At 62.8% G+C, this 19,237-nt stretch carries 18 protein-coding genes; 16 read left to right on the plus strand and 2 right to left on the minus strand.

All coding sequences use genetic code 11. The features are described from left to right. Positions 1–85: 85 nt before the first annotated feature. From E0H22_RS06020 to E0H22_RS06030, 3 genes are read left to right on the plus strand one after another with little or no spacing between them, the layout of a single operon-like run. Complete coding sequence (locus tag E0H22_RS06020; protein ID WP_233024740.1) at positions 86–1,156, plus strand: putative urea ABC transporter substrate-binding protein; 1,071 nt, start codon at positions 86–88, stop codon at positions 1,154–1,156. Between the two features lie 45 nt (positions 1,157–1,201). Continuing rightward, the gene (locus tag E0H22_RS06025; RefSeq protein ID WP_233024741.1) at positions 1,202–2,014 is read left to right on the plus strand and encodes an ABC transporter permease; all 813 of its coding nucleotides are present in this window, start codon (positions 1,202–1,204) and stop codon (positions 2,012–2,014) included. Further along, positions 2,011–2,790, plus strand: a complete 780-nt coding sequence (locus E0H22_RS06030; RefSeq protein WP_233024742.1) for an ABC transporter ATP-binding protein — start codon at positions 2,011–2,013, stop codon at positions 2,788–2,790. The genes E0H22_RS06025 and E0H22_RS06030 overlap by 4 nt, the downstream gene beginning before the upstream one ends. A gap of 141 nt (positions 2,791–2,931) precedes the next feature. On the opposite strand, the gene E0H22_RS06035 is transcribed toward E0H22_RS06030, so the two are convergent. Next, entirely contained in the window at positions 2,932–3,942 is a 1,011-nt protein-coding gene (locus tag E0H22_RS06035; RefSeq protein WP_233024743.1) for a polyprenyl synthetase family protein, read from the minus strand. Positions 3,943–4,165: 223 nt separating this feature from the next. Between E0H22_RS06035 and E0H22_RS06040 the strand changes: the two genes are divergently transcribed. The 7 genes from E0H22_RS06040 to E0H22_RS06070 all read left to right on the plus strand — a co-directional run bounded on the left by E0H22_RS06040 (position 4,166) and on the right by E0H22_RS06070 (position 11,643). After that, positions 4,166–4,396 carry a putative signal transducing protein gene (locus E0H22_RS06040; protein WP_233024744.1) on the plus strand — a complete coding sequence of 77 codons (231 nt, stop codon included), beginning with the start codon at positions 4,166–4,168 and terminating at the stop codon, positions 4,394–4,396. Next, positions 4,396–5,160 (plus strand): tRNA1(Val) (adenine(37)-N6)-methyltransferase, encoded by a 765-nt coding sequence (locus E0H22_RS06045; protein WP_233024745.1) that lies wholly within the window; start codon positions 4,396–4,398, stop codon positions 5,158–5,160. Before E0H22_RS06040 ends, E0H22_RS06045 begins: the two co-directional genes overlap by 1 nt. A 226-nt stretch (positions 5,161–5,386) precedes the next feature. Beyond that, positions 5,387–6,271, plus strand: a complete 885-nt coding sequence (locus E0H22_RS06050) for a S49 family peptidase (protein WP_233024746.1) — start codon at positions 5,387–5,389, stop codon at positions 6,269–6,271. Positions 6,272–6,528: 257 nt separating this feature from the next. Next, positions 6,529–6,717, plus strand: a complete 189-nt coding sequence (locus tag E0H22_RS06055) for a hypothetical protein (RefSeq protein ID WP_233026164.1) — start codon at positions 6,529–6,531, stop codon at positions 6,715–6,717. Between the two features lie 279 nt (positions 6,718–6,996). After that, positions 6,997–7,932 (plus strand): glycine--tRNA ligase subunit alpha, encoded by a 936-nt coding sequence (locus tag E0H22_RS06060; protein ID WP_233024747.1) that lies wholly within the window; start codon positions 6,997–6,999, stop codon positions 7,930–7,932. After that, complete coding sequence (gene glyS, locus E0H22_RS06065) at positions 7,932–10,172, plus strand: glycine--tRNA ligase subunit beta (protein ID WP_233024748.1); 2,241 nt, start codon at positions 7,932–7,934, stop codon at positions 10,170–10,172. The genes E0H22_RS06060 and glyS overlap by 1 nt, the downstream gene beginning before the upstream one ends. Before the next feature lie 376 nt (positions 10,173–10,548). After that, on the plus strand, positions 10,549–11,643 hold the full coding sequence (locus tag E0H22_RS06070; RefSeq protein ID WP_233024749.1) for a hypothetical protein: 1,095 nt from the start codon (positions 10,549–10,551) through the stop codon (positions 11,641–11,643). Positions 11,644–11,964: 321 nt separating this feature from the next. On the opposite strand, the gene E0H22_RS06075 is transcribed toward E0H22_RS06070, so the two are convergent. Beyond that, positions 11,965–12,330 carry a DUF1236 domain-containing protein gene (locus tag E0H22_RS06075; protein ID WP_233024750.1) on the minus strand — a complete coding sequence of 122 codons (366 nt, stop codon included), beginning with the start codon at positions 12,328–12,330 and terminating at the stop codon, positions 11,965–11,967. Between the two features lie 243 nt (positions 12,331–12,573). Here E0H22_RS06075 and E0H22_RS06080 point away from each other — a divergent pair, with 243 nt between their 5' ends. The 6 genes from E0H22_RS06080 (at position 12,574) to ybgC (ending at position 19,203) form a co-directional block, all read left to right on the plus strand. Next, positions 12,574–12,732 (plus strand): DUF3096 domain-containing protein, encoded by a 159-nt coding sequence (locus E0H22_RS06080; RefSeq protein ID WP_233024751.1) that lies wholly within the window; start codon positions 12,574–12,576, stop codon positions 12,730–12,732. Positions 12,733–12,850: 118 nt separating this feature from the next. Further along, a complete protein-coding gene (gene ppdK, locus E0H22_RS06085; protein ID WP_233024752.1) occupies positions 12,851–15,796 on the plus strand; it encodes a pyruvate, phosphate dikinase in 2,946 nt (981 codons plus the stop codon). 683 nt (positions 15,797–16,479) lie between these two features. Beyond that, positions 16,480–17,004 carry a crossover junction endodeoxyribonuclease RuvC gene (gene ruvC / locus E0H22_RS06090; protein WP_233024753.1) on the plus strand — a complete coding sequence of 175 codons (525 nt, stop codon included), beginning with the start codon at positions 16,480–16,482 and terminating at the stop codon, positions 17,002–17,004. Continuing rightward, the gene (ruvA, locus tag E0H22_RS06095) at positions 17,001–17,618 is read left to right on the plus strand and encodes a Holliday junction branch migration protein RuvA (RefSeq protein ID WP_233024754.1); all 618 of its coding nucleotides are present in this window, start codon (positions 17,001–17,003) and stop codon (positions 17,616–17,618) included. Before ruvC ends, ruvA begins: the two co-directional genes overlap by 4 nt. Before the next feature lie 79 nt (positions 17,619–17,697). Next, a complete protein-coding gene (gene ruvB / locus E0H22_RS06100; protein ID WP_233024755.1) occupies positions 17,698–18,744 on the plus strand; it encodes a Holliday junction branch migration DNA helicase RuvB in 1,047 nt (348 codons plus the stop codon). 3 nt (positions 18,745–18,747) lie between these two features. Continuing rightward, positions 18,748–19,203 (plus strand): tol-pal system-associated acyl-CoA thioesterase, encoded by a 456-nt coding sequence (ybgC, locus tag E0H22_RS06105; protein ID WP_233024756.1) that lies wholly within the window; start codon positions 18,748–18,750, stop codon positions 19,201–19,203. The last annotated feature ends 34 nt before the right edge of the window (positions 19,204–19,237 follow it).

Genomic DNA, 19,237 nt, shown 5'->3' on the forward strand with positions numbered 1-19,237 from the left:
AACAGAACCAAACATGCCTGCGTCATCCCGATGTTCTTTCGGAGCTGATGGAGCGGGAAGGTCAACCGATGAAAGGAGTTCCGTCATGACGCAGGCCGCTCGACTCTTACTTGCCATAGCGATTGTTCTGTTGCCCCACCACTCCGCCAGCGCCCAGGGCCCAAAGAAAGAATTCAAGGTGGCCTGGATCGTCTATGTCGGATTCATGCCATGGCCTTACGCGGTCGAGTCCGGCATTGCGGCGAAATGGTCGGACAAATACGGGATCAAGATCGATTTCACCCAAGTGAATGACTATGCCGAAGCGCTCAATCAATACACGGCGACACGCTATGACGCTGTGACTGCAACGAACATGGATGCACTCACCGTTCCATCGGGAAACGGTCTCGATACGACGGCTCTCATCGTCGGTGACCTCTCGAACGGAAACGATGCCGTTGTTCTGAAAAGCGGCAGCGGGGTGACTGATATCAAAGGGCTGCGCGTCAACCTGGTTGAGCTGTCAGTCTCCCACTATCTGCTTGCGCGTGCGCTTGAGAAAAACGGTTTGTCGGAACGCGACGTGACCGTCGTCAATACGTCCGATGCTGATATCGCCAGCGCATTTCACTCCGGCGAATCCCGAGCCGTGGTGACCTGGAATCCGCAGCTCGCAGACGTCAAGGCCGTCCGGGGCGCAAAGGTCGTGTTCGACTCCAGTCAAATCCCCGGCGAAATCATCGACGGTCTGTTCGCCAATACGGAGGTCCTCCGGGACAATCCTGCTTTTGGCAAGGCGCTCGCCGGCATCTGGTACGACGTCATGACGAATGTGCTCGACAAGGGCGACGTCGGTCAGCGTGCGCGCGAAGATATGGCGCGTCTCTCCGGGACAACAGCGGCTGAAATCGAACGCCAGCTTGCAACCACGCGCATGTTCGGGAGTGCTCAGGATGCCGTCGCATTCGTACGAAGCCCGGAACTTGTCACCACCATGGACCGGGTCCGTTCCTTTGCTTTCGACAAGGGGCTTCTGGGCGAGAAGGCCGCGGACAAGGATGTTGTCGGGATCTCCTTCGACGGAGGCACTGTGTTGGGAAACCCCAAAAACGTGAAGCTGCGGTTCGACGCCAGTTATGCGCTGATGGCCGCCGAGGGTCGTCTGAAAGACTAGGAGAGGCAGGTGGCACAGAGCATGTATCGGAGGCGGCGACGTTTCATGTCGATCGTTCCGCACCCGACCACTGGAGCGTTTCTTGCTTTGACGCCGTTCGCTCTTGTCGTTCTTTTCTACGTGGCGATGACGGGAGTTCACGCAACGGGCGCGGCGGGTAACAAGCTGTTGCCGACATTGGCAGAGATGTTCGATGCGATGACGCGCTATGCATTCGTTCCAGAGAAGCGAACCGGGAAATTGCTCCTTTGGTCCGATACGGCGGCGAGTCTCACGCGTCTTGCAATAGCGATGGCGATTGCCTCGTCGTCGGCGCTCATTCTGGGAATTGCCCTCGGAACCATTCCTGTGATCCGGTCCAGCTTCGGAGCTTTCATTGCGGCGCTGTCAATGATTCCGCCCATGGCCGTGCTGCCCATTCTGTTTCTGACCTTCGGCCTTGGCGAGGCATCCAAGATTGCGCTGATCACGATCGGCATCACGCCTTTTCTGGTCCGCGATCTATCCTTCATGTTGGCGGCCACGCCCCATGAGCAGATCATCAAGGCCCAGAGTCTTGGGGCATCGACTTTGCACTACATCCTTCGCATCGCTATTCCTCAGGCCCTGCCGCGTCTGATCGATGGGCTCAGGCTCGCGATCGGCCCGGCCTTTCTGTTCCTCATCTCTGCCGAGGCCATCGCATCCGAGGAAGGGCTGGGCTATCGGATATTCCTGGTTAGACGCTTCCTCGCGATGGATGTCATTTTGCCTTACGTCGTGTGGATCACGATCCTCGCCTTCGTGTTCGATCTGGTTCTGAAGTACGTCAGTGTCCGGCTGGCTCCCTGGAACGCTCAACGGGGAGGTTCGTCGTGACCGCGATAACAGTCCGAAACCTTTGGAAAGAATACGGTGACCGGATCATTCTGGAGCGCGTGAATCTCGACATCGTTTCCGGCGCATTTGTTTCTCTGGTCGGCCCCTCGGGGTGCGGGAAGAGCACTTTCCTTCGCATGCTCATGGGGCAGGAAAGGCCAACGAAGGGGCAGATCCTGCTCGGTGGACAAGATCTCCCCTGCGAGCCTGACGCCGATCGTGGTGTCGTATTTCAGCGCTATTCGGTCTTTCAGCACCTGACGGTCCTGGAGAACGTTCTTTTGCCGTTCGAGCTGGAGCAAAGCCGTTGGCTTGGCCGTCTGTTTGGCGCCGCGAAACAGACGGCCCGGGCGAAAGCCCTGGCACTGCTCGAAGGAGTGGGATTGGCTCAGCACTGTTCGCAGTATCCCGGCGCGCTATCGGGCGGCATGCAGCAACGGCTGGCATTGGTGCAGGCGGTTGCGCGGCAGCCGAAAGTTCTTCTTCTCGATGAGCCGTTCGGCGCACTTGATCCGGGAACGCGGCTCAGCATGCATGAATTGATGCGTGGGATTTGGGCCGAGAGCGGCATGACGATCTTGATGGTGACCCATGATCTCAAGGAGGCGTTTGCATTAGGTACGCGGGTGATTGCCTTCGACCGTGTACGCCGGGATCCTCATGCACCCGAGCGTTACGGCGCGACAGCCACATACGACCTCATCCCTGATCGCCTGTCGCAAATGGAGAGGGGCGTCGTCGCGCATTCGCATATGTCTGCGATATCTGCGAGATAATCGGACAGGCTCAGGTCCGGTGCGGATCGCAACACGTCGATCGTCGGAAAGCGGGAGCCCGGGACGCATGGTTCGAGACGCGCGCCAAGTGGCGCGCTCCTCACCATGAGGGTGGAGTGTGGGGCCTGAAAGAGCGCGTGGCTAATGCGTCCGCGCCAGGCAGAACGCCACCACCTGCTCCAGCGCCGTCTTCATCGGCGAGGACGGAAACAGCGCCAGCGCATCGACGGCCATGGCGCCGTAATGCTGCGCGCGGCTCATGGTGTCTTCCAGCGCGCGGTGCTTGGTCATCAGCCCGATGGCGTGATCGAGATCGGTGTCTTCGATCTCGCCGCGCTCCAGCGCCTTGATCCAGAACGCGCGCTCGGCGTCGTTGCCGCGGCGGAAGGCGAGCACCACGGGCAGCGTGATCTTGCCCTCGCGGAAGTCATCGCCGACATTCTTGCCGAGCTTGGCGGCCTTGCCGCCGTAGTCGAGCACGTCATCGACGAGCTGGAAGGCGATGCCGAGATTCATGCCCACCGAGCGGCAGGCGGTCTGCTCGGCCTTCGGCCGGTTGGCGATCACCGGCCCGACTTCGCAGGCGGCGGCAAACAGTTCGGCGGTCTTGCCGCGGATGACGGCGAGATATTCGTCTTCGGTGGTGGCGGTGTTCTTGGCGGCGGCGAGCTGCATCACTTCGCCTTCGGCGATGGTGGCGGCAGCCGACGACAGAATATCGAGTGCGCGCAGCGAGCCGACCTCGACCATCATGCGGAAGGCTTGTCCCAGCAGGAAGTCGCCGACGAGAACGCTGGCCTCGTTGCCCCAGAGCATGCGTGCCGACAGCTTGCCGCGGCGCAGTTCGCTCTGGTCGACCACGTCGTCATGCAGCAGCGTTGCGGTGTGCATGAACTCGACCGCAGCGGCGAGCTTGATGTGGCCGTCGCCGGTGTAGCCGGTCAGGTTGGCCATTGCGAGGGTCAGCATCGGGCGCAGGCGCTTGCCACCCGAGGAAATCAGGTGGTTGGCGACTTCGGGGATCATGGTGACGTCGGAGCCGGTGCGGGACAGGATGGTCGCGTTCACGCGCTCCATGTCGCCGGCAACGAGGCTGACGAGTTGATCGATCGACGCTGTCGCGTGACTTTCGAAGGGAACAATCACCGCCACGCTATAGTCTCCGAATTCTGAGGTCGCTGCGCAGCCGGCCGTGGCCGGCCAGCATGCAGGCCCTGATAGGCCGAATTCGCGCGAAAATCATGTAAATTCATGCGCGGGCTGGGCCGGTTAGACAATATGTCCGCAGAATAGGAACTGCGCCGGGACGCGGCAAGGGCTAGGGAACCCGAGCCAAATCCAGATATACCGGCCATGAACGGAGAATGGTGGTCAATTGCGCGAAATCATGCGGACAAACGACATGGTGCTGGTCTCTGCGGTGGGCGCATTGCTCGACGGCGCCAATATCCATCATCTGTTGCTGGATCAGAATATGAGTGTGCTGGAAGGCTCTCTCGGGATCATTCCGCGCCGGATTCTCGTGCATGAGGATGATGTCAGGCAGGCCCGCGCGCTTCTGACCGAGGCCGGGCTCGCGCATGAATTGCGCGCCGAGGGCGAGTGATGCGCGAGGCGATCGCCACCACCGACGATCGGGTGCTGGGCGGCACATTGCTGCTCCGGCAGCCTGCCTCCGGCCACCGTGCCGGTCACGATGCGATTTTGCTGGCGGCGGCGACAGCGGCTCGGCGTGGCCAGCGGGTGGTGGATTTCGGTGCAGGGGTCGGGACGGCCGGGCTCGCTGTCGCCAAACGTGTGCCTGGCGTCGCGCTCGCTTTGATCGAAATCAATCCGGACTTTGCCGATCTCGCGCGCCACAATGCGGAGGCCAATGGCATCGATGCCGATGTGATCACCCTCGATCTTGCGGCGGATGCGGAGACTTTCGCCGCCGCCGGCCTGCCGCCGGACAGCGCCGATGTCATCCTGATGAATCCGCCCTTCAACGATCCCGCGCGCCATCGCGCCTCGCCGGACAGGACGCGCGAGATCGCCCATGTCGCGGCCGGGGAAACGCTCGCGACATGGGTCCACGCCGCGCGCCGCGTGCTGAAATCGAATGGCGTGCTGACGATGATCTGGCGTGCCGATGGCATCGCCGAGGTGCTCGGGGTGCTCGATCGCGGCTTTGGCTCGCTCGCGCTGATGCCGGTGCATGGCGGGGCGTCGGCGCCGGCGATTCGGATTCTCGTGCGTGCTGTGAAAGGGGGGAAGGCGCCTGCGGCAATTCACCCCGGCATAGCGCTTCGGGATGCGAAGGGCGCGCCCGACGCCCATATCCAGCACATCCTGGAAGGGCAGGCCGTTCTTCCATGGGCGTCGCTCTAGGCGACGCACACATGCTTGTTATTGAGGAGCTGTCCCGGAATGCTTCTGCGGCGTGGACGTAAAATGGATCGCCGTGAGCAGCGTGCCGATGATCAGCATCAGCAGATAGATCTTCATGTTCTCTCCCAAGGCGCGTTTGTCCATTATGGTTTGCAAACGCTGAAAGTCTCTGCCGGTTCAATGACAGGCGCGTGATAAAATACGGTTAATCTCAAGGTAACTCTGCATGAGCGAATCCAGTCTGAAAGCGGCGATCTCAAGGCTGCTGCCTGCGCGTTTCCGTCGCGCGACATCGGTGGTCCCGGTGGTCCGTTTGTCCGGCACCATCGGCGCGGTGACGCCGCTGCGGCCGGGCATGTCGCTCGCCGGCATCGGAAAATTGCTGGACAAAGCCTTCGCGACGAAGAACGCGAAGGCCGTTGCGCTGGTGGTGAATTCGCCCGGCGGATCGCCGGTGCAATCACGGCAAATTTATCTGCGCATCCGCCAGCTCGCTGCCGAGAAGAAGCTGCCGGTGTTCGTCTTCGTCGAGGATGTCGCCGCCTCCGGCGGCTACATGATCGCCTGCGCCGGTGACGAGATCTTCGTCGATCCGTCATCCATCGTCGGCTCCATCGGCGTAGTCGGCGGCACCTTCGGTTTTCAGGAGCTGATCAAGAAGATCGGCGTCGAACGGCGGCTCTATACGGCCGGTGAGCACAAGGCGATGCTCGATCCGTTCCAGCCGGAAAACCCCGATGACGTCGCGCGCCTGAAATCGCTCCAGCGTGAGATCCATCGGATCTTCATTGGTCTCGTAAAGGAGAGCCGCGGCAGCAGGCTGAAGGGGCCGGAGGACGAATTGTTCTCGGGCGCCTATTGGGCCGGCGAGAAGTCCGTCGAATATGGGCTGGTCGATGCCATCGGCGATCTGCGCTCGGTACTGCGTTCCCGCTATGGCGACGAGGTGAAGATGCCGGTCATCGCACAGCCCACGGGCATGCTGTCAAGCCTGCTCGGCCGCAAATCCTCCAGCGGCGCGCAGCTGGAGCTCGGCGGGGTGGCCGATCTGCCGGACCAGATCGTGACCACGCTGGAAACCCGTGCCCTGTGGTCGCGCTACGGAATTTGATTATGGTGGTGACTCCCACCCGCCCCTCATGGTGAGGAGCGCGCTCTTGCGCGCGTCTCGAACCATGAGATCGCTTGACTCCGAGTTCGCCGTCATCCTTCGAGACGCGCGCGTTGCGCGCTCCTCAGGATGAGGGGTGGCGCGTGGGGCAAGACTTTCAGATCGCAGGGCCTTCACACCCCAAATTGCCATTGTCCCGCGCCAGCAGTTGAGCGAGATTGCCGGGAAGGGGGCTCGTCATGAGCAAGGACACCAAAATGCCGCCGCTGGTCGCCATTGCGGGTGCGCTCGGAAGCGCTGCCGTGGTCCGCTGGGCCTATCGCACCGTGAAGCGTGTGAATGCGGAACTGGATGCCGCCCGTGAAGCCCGCGTTACCGAGACATCGGCCCCCGAAGCCAGGACCCTCCGCCGCGATCCCGTCACCGGCGCCTATCGGCCGGGGTAAAAACGCTGGCCGCTCTTTTTAACTTCTCCCCGGCGTGGAGAGGTAAAGAAAAAACCGGCCGAGGACGGGCATGTCCTCGTGGCCGGCAGCATTCTTGGGGTTCGCCGGATCAACGCCCCATGGTCGGCTTTCGTTCCGTCCTGCGGCGTATCGCCTTGATTCCACAGGCCCGCGTGGATACGGTCCGCGCGCTTCGATCCGTCCTGAAACCGCTCTCAGCGTTTCCTGGCGAATCCGACGGCGACATCCCGAAAAACCGGCCCGGATATACCCAAGACCATGACGGACTCCCTGCCTCCGCATATGCGCCCGGAACGTTCGTTCCAGGGTTTTATTCTCGCTCTGCAGCGGTTCTGGGCCGAGCAGGGCTGCGTGATCCTGCAGCCCTATGACATGGAAATGGGCGCCGGCACCTTCCACCCGGCCACAACGCTCCGGGCCCTCGGCCCGAAGCCGTGGAAGGCCGCCTATGTGCAGCCGTCGCGCCGGCCGAAGGATGGCCGCTATGGCGAGAACCCGAACCGGCTGCAGCATTATTACCAGTTCCAGGTGATCATGAAGCCCTCGCCGGCCAACCTGCAGGATCTCTATCTGCAGTCGCTGAGGGCCATCGGCATCGACACCGCCCTGCATGACGTCCGCTTCGTCGAGGACGACTGGGAGAGCCCGACGCTGGGCGCCTGGGGTCTCGGCTGGGAATGCTGGTGCGACGGCATGGAAGTCTCGCAGTTCACTTACTTCCAGCAGGTCGCCGGCGTCGAATGCGCCCCTGTCGCGGGTGAGCTCACCTACGGCCTCGAGCGCCTAGCGATGTATGTGCAGGGCGTCGACCGCGTCTACGATCTCAATTTCAACGGCCGCGAAGGCGCCGAGAAAGTGACCTATGGCGATGTCTTCCTGCAGGCCGAGCAGGAATATTCGCGGCATAATTTCGAACACGCCGACACCGCGATGCTGTTCGAGCAGTTCAGGATGGCCGAGGCCGCTTGCAAAAAGTATCTCGATGCCGGCTGGGCGAATGACAAGCGCGAACAGCATCTGATGGCGCTGCCGGCCTATGACCAGTGCATCAAGGCCAGCCATGTTTTCAATCTGCTCGATGCGCGCGGCGTGATCTCGGTCACCGAACGCCAGAGCTACATCATGCGCGTCCGCGAACTGGCGAAAGCCTGCGGCGAAGCATGGGTGCACACCGAAGCCGGAAGCGCTGCCTGATGCCCGATCTTCTCCTCGAACTGTTCTCCGAAGAAATCCCCGCCCGCATGCAGGCCAAGGCGGCGGAAGACCTGCGCCGCATGGTCACCGACAAACTGGTCGATGCCGGCCTCGTCTATGAAGGCGCCAAGGCGTTTGCGACGCCGCGCCGCCTCGCGCTCACCGTGCACGGCATTCCCGCCCGCCAGCCGGACCTCAAGCAGGAGCGCAAGGGCCCGCGCGTCGGCGGCGCCGAAGCCGCCATTGCCGGCTTCCTGAAAGCCACCGGCCTCACATCGATCGACGAAGCCAAAATCCAGCGCGATCCCAAGGGCGATTTCTACATCGCGCTCACCGAGAAGCCGGGCAAGCCGGCCATCGGCGTGCTCGCCGAAATCCTGCCGATGGTGATCCGCACCTTCCCGTGGCCGAAACAGATGCGCTGGGGCGAACTCTCGGCGAAGTCGAGCGCGCTGACCTGGGTGCGTCCGCTGCATTCCATCGTCGCCACTTTCGGCATCGAGACCGAGGAGCCGGAGATCGTGACGTTCGATCTCAGCGGCATCCCCGTCGGCCAGACCACGCGGGGCCACCGCTTCCTCGCCCCCGGCGAGATCGAGGTGCGCCGCTTCGACGATTACGTCGCGAAACTGTATCAGGCCAAGGTCGTGCTCGATCCCGAGCGCCGCAAGGAGATCATCCTGGCCGACGCGCGCCAGCTCACCTTCGCGCAGGGCTATGAACTGGTCGAGGATCCCGCGCTGCTTGACGAGGTGTCCGGCCTGGTCGAATGGCCGGTGGTGCTGATGGGCTCGTTCGACGCGGACTTCCTGTCGATCCCTGACGAGGTGATCCGCGCGACGATCCGCGCCAACCAGAAGTGTTTTGTTGTGCGCGATCCGAAGACGGAAAAGCTCACCAACAAGTTCATCCTCACGGCGAACATCGAAGCCACGGACGGTGGCGCCGCCATCATCGCCGGCAACGAGCGCGTCATCCGCGCGCGCCTGAGCGATGCAAAATTCTTCTATGAGACCGACCTGAAGACGAAGCTGGAAGCCCGGCTGCCGAAATTCGATCAGATCGTGTTCCACGAAAAGCTCGGCACGCAGGCGGCGCGCATCAAGCGCATCGAAAAATTGGCTGTAGAGATCGCGTTGCAGATCGGCGCCGATCCTGAAAAGACCAAACGTGCGGTACAACTTGCGAAGGCGGATTTGCTCACCGAGGTTGTCGGTGAATTCCCCGAACTGCAAGGCTTGATGGGCAAGTATTACGCGCTGGCCCATGGCGAAGATGCGTCTGTCGCTGCCGCGAGCGAAGAACACTGGAAGCCGCAGGGTGCGGGAGACAGTGTGCCGAGCGATCCCGTCAGCGTCGCGGTGGGTCTAGCTGATAAGCTAGATACGCTGGTCGGTTTTTGGGCTATCGACGAAAAGCCGACGGGCTCTAAAGATCCGTTCGCGCTGCGCCGCGCTGCGCTGGGTGTAGTGAGACTTTTAACGGCTAATGAGCTGAAGTTTAGTCTATTCAAAGCGCTTTACATTGCTGGGATTGGCGTATCGCATGCGCTGGGCTATCAGTCCCTCGCGGGTATTGAAGCTGCCTTGATGAAACTGGCTCGTGAGACGAATGGACCCAAGCTCGCGTTGGCCGTTGTTGAACTTCTCGAAAACGACAATAACCGGATTGAGAAGGACGCGAATGCTACGGCTGTGAAGCTTGAAGCTGATGCGATCGATCTCCTCGCCTTCTTCGCCGATCGCCTGAAAGTCCAGCTCCGCGATCAAGGCGCGCGTCACGATCTCGTCGATGCGGTGTTCGCACTCGGCGGTCAGGATGATCTGTTGATGGTGGTCCGCCGCGTCGAGGCGCTCGGCAAATTCCTCGACAGCGACGATGGCAAGAACCTGCTCGCCGGCACCAAGCGCGCCAGCAACATCCTCGCCATCGAGGAGAAGAAGGACAAGCGCAGCTTCGACGGCGCGCCGGATGCGTCGCTGTTCAAGCTCGATGAGGAAAAGGCGCTGGCCAAGGCGATTGCCGAAGTCGGGCCGGAAGCGAGTGCCGCGGTGGCGAAGGAAGACTTTGCCGGCGCCATGGCGGCGATGGCAAAGCTCCGTCCCGCGGTGGACGCGTTCTTCGACAAGGTAAAGGTCAATGACGACGACGCGGCGGTGCGCGAAAACCGCCTGAAGCTGCTCAACGAAATCCGCGCCGCCACGCGTGCTGTCGCGGATTTCTCGAAGATTCAGGACTGAGGCGTCCGATATTTAAGTTTGAACCTCTGCGTCAGCTCGCCGCACCTATCACGGTGAGCAAGATGGAGGTTCTTATGTCGGTATCTGCGAAACGGTCAGCGGTCGGAGCGGCATGGATACGCAGCGCTCTCGTCCACTGTTTATGGTTTGCGGCAGCGGCGCTGTTCGTGTCGATCCTGTCGCTGACCTATGGGCGCGATCTCAGCGCCGGACTGTTTTGAAGCGTTTGTCGTCCTGTAGGCGAAGGCCGTCCTGATATGACGGCTTTCAGAAATATCCCGACATCTCCTGAAACATTTACGTTTCATTAACCATCCCCTGAAAAGGTCCGGTTCCATCAACGGTTTCTTAACCGTCCCATGGAGCGCGCCTGCTCATGACTTCGGTCAATACCGGTCTCAATCCCTACACCAATTACGGCTCCGCCTATGCGCGTGCCGCTGCCACGCAGCCCTCGCTGGCCAATGCGCTCAACGCCAATGAGAGCGCGTCGTCATCCTCGTCCGCAGCGACCAATCTGACGCTGTCGGAGGCGGCCCGCGCGCAGCTCGCCAGTTCGAGCGATGCCAAGAGCATCGCTGCCGTGATCGCAGACAGCCGCACGGCGCTCGACGGGCTCTACGCTGCTGCCAAGGTCAAAGGTCCGTATGATGCGAGCGGCAAGCCGACCGTCGATCTCGCCTCGCTCGATCGCCGGGCGCTGTTCGCCATCTCCACCAACAATGGCGGCAAGTTCACGAGCGACGAGCAGAAGGCCGCGAGCGCCGAACTCACCCAGCGCTTCAACGCCGCGATGGCGCCGGCCGCCGGCACGGCAAAGCTGACGGGCAATTTCGCCGGTCTCTACAAGGCCGCCGCGGATTATCTCGATGCGGCCGGTCCCGAGGAAAAGGCCACCGCGCTGTGGGCGGCGCAGCGCGATGCCGTCGCCAAGGGCGTGCAGGCGACGCAGCGGACGCCGGACAAGGCGCCGTTGGGGATCGCCAACGATCCCGTCGCGGCTTATCTCGCGCAGCCCGATACGGCCCAGCCCGTGAAGAGCATCGGCGATGTCGCCAAGGCCGTGCGCGCCGTGCTCGATGCGCAGGCCAAGGCGGCCAAGGATAGCGGCAAGGGTGAGCTGGTGTTCGACGCCGGCCGTAAGACGGGTCAGATGGCCGATCTCTCCGGCATCGACAATCGTTCGCTGTCGGCGATGTCGCTCAATCAGGATGGCTTGTTCTCGAAGGAAGAGAGTTTTGCGGCCAAGCAGACCCTCGATGCGCGCAATCGCGCGGCGATCCTCGAGGCGCTGCAGGCGAGCCAGAAGAGCGGCGATCCCTCGCAACTCAGTCTCGGCATTCTCAATGTCTATTCCGGCATGAGCGCCGAGGAGCGTCTCGCGTCCAACTGGACACCGGCCTTCCGTGACAATGCGGTGGCGGCGTATAAATCGACGAACAATATTTTGTCGATGCTGAAGGGTGGATAGCCGTTGCAACTCACTCTCCCCTCATCCTGAGGAGAGCGCTTTGCGCGCGTCTCGAAGGATGGCTGCACACTCTGAGCCAGGCCATCTCATGGTTCGAGACGGCGCTGCGCGCCTCCTCACCATGAGGGACGGGTGTGGACGCACCCGAAACAAAAAGCCCCGCCCGGCAGGGGGAGAACCGGGGCGGGGCTTCTTCGCCCGGTCGCCGTCGCCAGCGCCCGCACGAATCTCTGGTCTTTTTGTCCCGCACGCGGCTCCGGCGATCAGGACGATCCCGGTTCTCCGCAGCGCTACGCGCTGCATCGCGCCCGGGATGCGACGTCAGTCGACCACCTGCACGATGCGGCGGGAGCGGGGTTCCACCAGCACCGTCTGCCCGTTCACTACCGTGAAGCGATAGGGCGTGGTCGCCACGCTCTGCGGCACGTCATAATAGGTCACGCCGGATTCCGGGAGCGTGGCGCCCACCACGATGCGATCCGGCACCGTGAAGGTCGGCAGGCGCTCTCGCACCACATATTCGCGGAAGGCGGGCCGTTCCTGCACGCTGATGCCGTCGGGATCGTTTTGATCGACGATCACCCGGTCGCCGCCGGAAACCCCGACCGTGACGCCCTGGGCCTGCGCGGCAAAAGGTGCGGCCATCATGCCCATCAGGGCGGCAGCCGTAATCAGTGTCCTACGCATGGTCATCTCCTTGATAACGATATCCGGCTTGCTCCGCCGGAGCTGCCCATCCAGCCGTTTGCCATTGCACCAACGGCCAATGCCTGCGATCCATGATCGTTCCGGAAATTGTGGGTCCCGATGCCGGTTTTCGGTGCATTGCAGCGTTGCAACCGGGAACCCATTGATGCGCGGCGCGTCTTCATGCTGCTTGTCCCCGCGGCGCGCAGGGCGCCGAATCGCATCACCGCATCGGAGATTCCCATGACCATCACGGCAGCTCACATCCAGCCGATCGTCGCCCTCGTCGCCGGTGTTCTGATTTTGCTGATGCCGCGACTGCTGAATTTCATCGTCGCGATCTATCTCATCTTCATCGGCCTGGTCGGCCTCGGCGTCTTCAGGCTGCTGAAGATCGGCTAAATTCCGACACGCATTTCCTTAACAAGCTACCGGCACCGTCGCTTGCACCACGTCGCTGAAACGTGGTGTAAGGCGGTTCCTTCCTGTCTCCATCCTCTCGCCGGATCGATTGAGAACCATGGCCAAAACCGCATCGAAGTCCAAGAAGGCTGCCAAGCAAGCCGTCGCGAAGTCCAAGGCAGCTGCAAAGGCTGCCCCCGCTGCCCGCAAGGCATTGAAGGCACCTGCGAAATCCGCTGCGAAGGCCAAGGCGTCTGTGAAGGCGTCTGTGAGGGCGCCGGTCAAGGCCAAGAAGGCCGTTACAAAGGCGCCGGTGGCGAAAAAAGCGGTCGTGGCCAAGGTGAACAAGGCGAAGGCCGCCAAGCCCGCATCGTCGGCCATCAAGGCCGGCAAGTGGGTCTATTCGTTCGGCGGCGGCAAGTCCGAGGGCAAGTCGGATATGCGCAACCTGCTCGGCGGCAAGGGCGCCAACCTCGCCGAAATGGCGAATCTCGGCCTGCCCGTGCCGCCCGGCTTCACCATTCCGACCTCGGTCTGCACCTATTACTACGACAACAAGAACACCTATCCGAAGGAACTGAAGGCGCAGGTCGAGAAGGCGCTCGAGGCGGTCGGCAAGCTCACCCGGAAGTCGTTTGGCGACGACAAGAACCCGCTGCTGGTCTCGGTGCGCTCGGGCGCCCGCGCCTCGATGCCGGGCATGATGGACACCGTGCTCAATCTCGGCCTCAACGATGTCACCGTCGAGGCCTTGGCCGAACTCTCCGGCGACAAGCGTTTCGCCTATGACAGCTATCGCCGCTTCATCACCATGTATTCGGACGTGGTGCTCGGCTTCGATCACCATCATTTCGAGGAAATCCTCGATACCTACAAGGATAACAAGGGCTATTCGCTCGACACCGATCTTGATGGTGACGACTGGGTTCACCTTGTCGGCAAATACAAGGACGCCGTCGCCCGCGAGACCGGCAACGACTTCCCGCAGGATCCGCATGCCCAGCTGTGGGGAGCCATTGGCGCCGTGTTCTCGTCCTGGATGAACCAGCGCGCGATCACCTATCGCAAGCTCCACGACATTCCGGAAAGCTGGGGCACGGCCGTCAATGTGCAGGCCATGGTGTTCGGCAATATGGGCGATACCTCGGCCACCGGCGTCGCCTTCACGCGAAATCCGTCGACCGGCGAGAGCAAGCTGTACGGCGAATTCCTGATCAACGCGCAGGGCGAGGACGTCGTCGCCGGCATCCGCACCCCGCAGGACATCACCGAGGAAGCGCGCATCGAGTCGGGCTCCGACAAGGCGTCGATGGAATCGGCGATGCCGGAGGCCTTCAAGGAGCTGACCCGCATCTACAAGCAGCTCGAGAAGCACTACCGTGACATGCAGGATCTCGAATTCACGGTGGAGCAGGGCAAGCTGTGGATGCTGCAGACCCGCAACGGCAAGCGCACCGCCAAGGCCTCGATCCGCATCGCGGTCGAGCTCGCCAATGAAGGCGTGATCTCGCAGAAGGACGCGGTGACCCGCATCGATCCCGCAGCGCTCGACCAGCTGCTGCATCCGACCATCGATCCCTCCGCCGAGCGCGACGTGATCGCGACGGGCCTCCCGGCTTCGCCGGGCGCTGCGTCGGGTGAGATCGTGTTCTCGTCGGATGAAGCGGCAAAACTGCAGGCCGATGGCAAGAAGGTCATCCTGGTCCGTATCGAGACCTCGCCGGAAGACATTCACGGCATGCATGCTTCGGAAGGCATCCTCACCACCCGCGGCGGCATGACCTCGCACGCGGCAGTGGTCGCGCGCGGCATGGGCAAGCCCTGCGTCTCCGGCACCGGCGCCATCCGCGTCGACTACGGCCGCGGCACCATGTCGATCGGCGGCCGCGTGTTCAAGGCGGGCGACATCATCACCATCGACGGCTCCACCGGCCAGGTGCTGGCTGGCCGCCTGCCGATGATCGAGCCGGAACTGTCGGGTGAATTCGCGACCCTGATGGGCTGGGCCGACAAGGTCCGCAAACTCAAGGTCCGCGTCAACGGCGATACGCCGGAGGATGCCCGCACCGCCATCAAGTTCGGCGCCGAAGGCATCGGCCTGTGCCGCACCGAGCACATGTTCTTCGAAGAGACCCGTATCCGCACCGTGCGCGAGATGATTTTGGCTGAAGACGAGCAGGCGCGTCGTGCCGCGCTCGCCAAGCTTCTCCCGATGCAGCGCGCCGACTTCGTCGAGCTGTTCGAGATCATGCACGGCCTGCCGGTCACGATCCGTCTGCTCGATCCGCCGCTGCACGAGTTCCTGCCGCACACCCAGGGCGAGATCGAGGAAGTCGCGCGCGTCATGAACACCGATCCGCGCAAGCTGGCGGATCGTGCGCGTGAACTCGCCGAATTCAACCCCATGCTCGGCTTCCGCGGTGTGCGTCTGGCGATCGCCTATCCGGAGATCGCGGAGATGCAGGCGCGCGCGCTGTTCGAAGCTGCGGTCGAAGCCGCCAAGCGCACCGGCGACGCGGTGGCGCTGGAAGTGATGGTGCCGCTGATCGCCACCAAGGTGGAGTTCGATCTCATCAAGGCGCGCATCGACGTCACCGCCCAGGCGGTGAGCAAGGAAACCGGCGGCAAGCTGAACTACACCGTCGGCACCATGATCGAATTGCCGCGTGCCGCGCTGATGGCGGGCGAGATCGCCGAGACGGCGGAGTTCTTCTCCTTCGGCACCAACGATCTTACCCAGACCACGTTCGGCATCAGCCGCGACGACGCCGCGAGTTTCCTTGGCACCTATATCGCCAAGGGCATTCTTACCGTCGATCCGTTCATCTCGGTGGACCGGTCAGGCGTGGGTGAACTGGTGAAGATCGGCGTCGAACGTGGCCGCAAGACCCGCAAGGGCCTCAAGATGGGCATCTGCGGCGAACACGGCGGCGATCCCGCTTCGGTTGCCTTCTGCCATGAGATCGGTCTCGATTACGTATCGTGCTCGCCCTACCGCGTGCCGATCGCCCGCCTCGCCGCAGCACAGGCGGCGCTCGGCAAGGAAGTCGCCAGTCAGGCGTAAGCGTGGTTGGGAGTGAGTTTGAAACGGCCGGGCAATTGCCCGGCCGTTTTTTGTTGGCATCGACACGCCGAAGCCAGCAATCTCCCTCCCCGCTGCGCGGCTACGCCGCTGGAGGGAGGGCGCGTAGTCGCACGGTTGTTCCTATTTTGTTCTTGACAATATTCCTCTCATTGCCCTATATCCCTCCCGTCTTGTTCGCGAGGGGCGCTCTCATGAGGCGTCTTTGAGCGGGGCGAGATGCGGCGCCTGCGGGCGGGGGAGGACGTATCCCTCGCACTCGGGAGGCCTGGGGTCACCGTCCGGGCCCACTACGGGGCTCTGCCGCTTGCGGCTGGACGGGTGCGGATGACGGCTGGCGAAAGCCGGTCCGATGGCAGGGCACCTGCCAGCTTCCAGTACCCGGAAGCACGGTCCCTCGGCCAAAAACCGTCGCGGTGGCACGCCGTCAGGCGTTGCGCGGCCGGCCAGCACTGGCGATCCAGTGCGCACCGATCGCGTCAGAAACCACCCCTCGCGCCTGGCGGCGTGCCGCCTCCCCTCATGTCTTCGAGGGGAGACCTGCTCACACCTCGGACGCGCAAGCGCCGCGAGAATGCGCATTCGCGCGTAACCACAAGGGGACAGATGCCACAAGCGCCCGCGTTATTGTTTCGTTCGCTGTGCCCCGCGGCTATCAAGGCGACATGACCGTGTCCTCGATTCGCGCGCCTGTCCGCATCATCGGTATCGATCCCGGCCTGCGCCGCACCGGCTGGGGCGTGATCGAGACCGAAGGCAACAAGCTCACTTATATCGCCTGCGGATCGGTGGAGCCCGAGGAAGGCCTGCCGCTGGCAAATCGCCTGCTTGGCATTCACGAAGGTCTGACAAAAGTGCTCAACCAATTCCAGCCGACCGAGGCTGCGGTGGAGCAGACATTCGTCAACAAGGACGGCGCGGCCACGCTGAAGCTCGGCCAGGCGCGCGGCATCGCCATGATGTCGCCGGCGATGTTCGGCATCGAGGTGGCCGAATACATGCCGAACCTCGTCAAGAAGACCGTGGTCGGCGCCGGCCATGCCGACAAGAACCAGATTCAGGTGATGCTGAAGATCCTGTTGCCGAAAGCCGAGTTCAAACGTGCCGACGCCGCCGATGCGCTGGCGATCGCCATCACCCACGCGCATCACCGCGCCAGCGCCATGCTGCGAAAGGCGGTGCTGGCGTGATCGGAAAACTAAAAGGTCTCATCGATTCCTATGGTGAGGATTATGTGATCCTCGACGTGCAGGGCGTGGGCTATCAGGTGCATTGCTCCGCGCGCACGCTGCAGGCGCTGCCGCAGGCTGGCGGAGCAGCTGTGCTCTCCATCGAGACCTATGTGCGGGAAGACCAAATCAAGCTGTTCGGCTTCCGCTCCGACATCGAGCGGGAATGGTTTCGCCTGCTGCAGACCGTGCAGGGCGTCGGTGCCCGTGTCGCACTCGCAGTCCTCTCGACACTGCCGCCGGCCGAGCTCGCCAATGCCATCGCGCTACGCGACAAGGCAGCCGTCGCGCGCACGCCGGGTGTCGGCCCGAAGGTCGCCGAACGCATCGTGTCTGAACTGAAGGACAAGGCGCCGGCTTTCGCGTCGGTCGATCCCGTCGTCGCACAACTCGCCGGCGCCGTCGCCGATGAAAACGCGCCGCGCGCCGTCAGCGATGCCATCTCCGCGCTCGTCAATCTCGGTTACGGCCAGCCGCAGGCGGCTGCCGCGGTCGCATCGGCATCGCGCAGCGCCGGTGAGAATGCCGAGACGGCGATGCTCATTCGTTTGGGTCTGAAGGAACTCGCGAAGTGACGGAGCGTAGCGAAGTCATTCCGGAAACCGCTGCGCGGCAGCGGTTATCCGGAATCTGTCGGTGTGCTAGGCTGTCCGCATGAATACGCCACCCAATCGCCTGATGACACCGGAGCGGCGCTCCGACGATGTCGGCGACACCGCCCTTCGCCCGCAGGCACTGTCCGATTTCGTCGGACAGGCACAGGCGCGTGCCAATCTGCAGATCTTCATCGACGCCGCCCGCAAGCGCGGCGAGGCGCTCGATCACACGCTATTCGTCGGCCCGCCCGGTCTCGGCAAGACCACGCTGGCGCAGATCGTCGCCCGCGAGCTCGGCGTCGGTTTTCGCGCGACGTCGGGGCCCGTCATTGCCAAGGCCGGCGACCTCGCCGCGTTGCTCACCAATCTCGAAGAACGCGACGTGCTGTTCATCGACGAAATCCATCGCCTCAGCCCGAATGTCGAGGAAGTGCTCTATCCCGCGATGGAGGATTTCCAGCTCGATCTCATCATCGGTGAAGGCCCGGCCGCGCGTTCGGTGAAGATCGAGCTGGCGAAATTCACCTTGGTTGGCGCCACCACGCGCGCGGGTCTTCTCACCAATCCGCTGCGCGACCGTTTCGGCATTCCGCTGCGGCTGAATTTCTACACCATCGACGAACTGGAAAAGATCGTCACCCGTGGCGCCCGCGTGCTGCAGATCGGCATGACGCCCGAAGGGGCCAACGAGATCGCGCGTCGTGCCCGCGGCACGCCGCGCATCGCCGGCCGCCTGCTTCGCCGCGTCCGCGATTTCGCCTCCGCGGCCGATGCCGCCGCCATCGATCGCAAGATCGCCGACCATGCCCTGAGCGCGCTCGAAGTCGATAGTGCCGGCCTTGATGCCATGGACCGCCGCTATCTCACCGCCATCGCCATGAATTATGGCGGTGGCCCCGTCGGCGTCGAAACCATGGCCGCCGCGCTGTCCGAACCGCGCGACGCCATCGAGGACATCATCGAGCCTTATCTGATCCAGTGCGGTTACCTCCAGCGCACCCCGCGCGGACGCCTGCTGACCTCGCACGCGTTCAAGCATCTCGGATTGGCGGAGCCGAAGCGCGATGTCGGGCAGATCGGGCTGTTTGGCGGGGAGGAGGATTGAACGATGAACGCAGTTTCCAATCCGCTCGACGGCATTATCGCCGATGGCATCCACCGCATGCCGGTGCGGGTCTATTACGAGGACACCGACTTCTCGGGCATCGTCTATCACGCCAATTACCTGCGTTTCATGGAGCGCGGGCGGACCAACTATCTACGGCTGCTCGGCGCCGATCAGCATGCATTGTTCGCTGAAGCTGAGAACGAGGCGCCGGGTTTTGCCTTCGTCGTCCGCGCGATGCAGCTCGATTTCCTCAAGCCGTCGAAGATGGACGATCTGCTCGACGTGCTGACGCGCCCGCTCGACGTGAAGGGCGCCTCGATCACGCTGCATCAGGAAGTGCGCCGCGGCGATGAGCTGCTGCTGGAAGCCAGGGTAAAGGTCGCTTTCGTCTCCGGCGGCCGCGCGCGGCCGATCCCGAAGGCGCTGCGAACAGCCATGAAGGCCGATCAGCTTTAGCGATCGGGCGATAGGCGAGACGCCATCGACTCTT

Source organism: Rhodopseudomonas boonkerdii, from assembly GCF_021184025.1.
In the GTDB taxonomy this organism is placed as follows: domain Bacteria; phylum Pseudomonadota; class Alphaproteobacteria; order Rhizobiales; family Xanthobacteraceae; genus Tardiphaga; species Tardiphaga boonkerdii.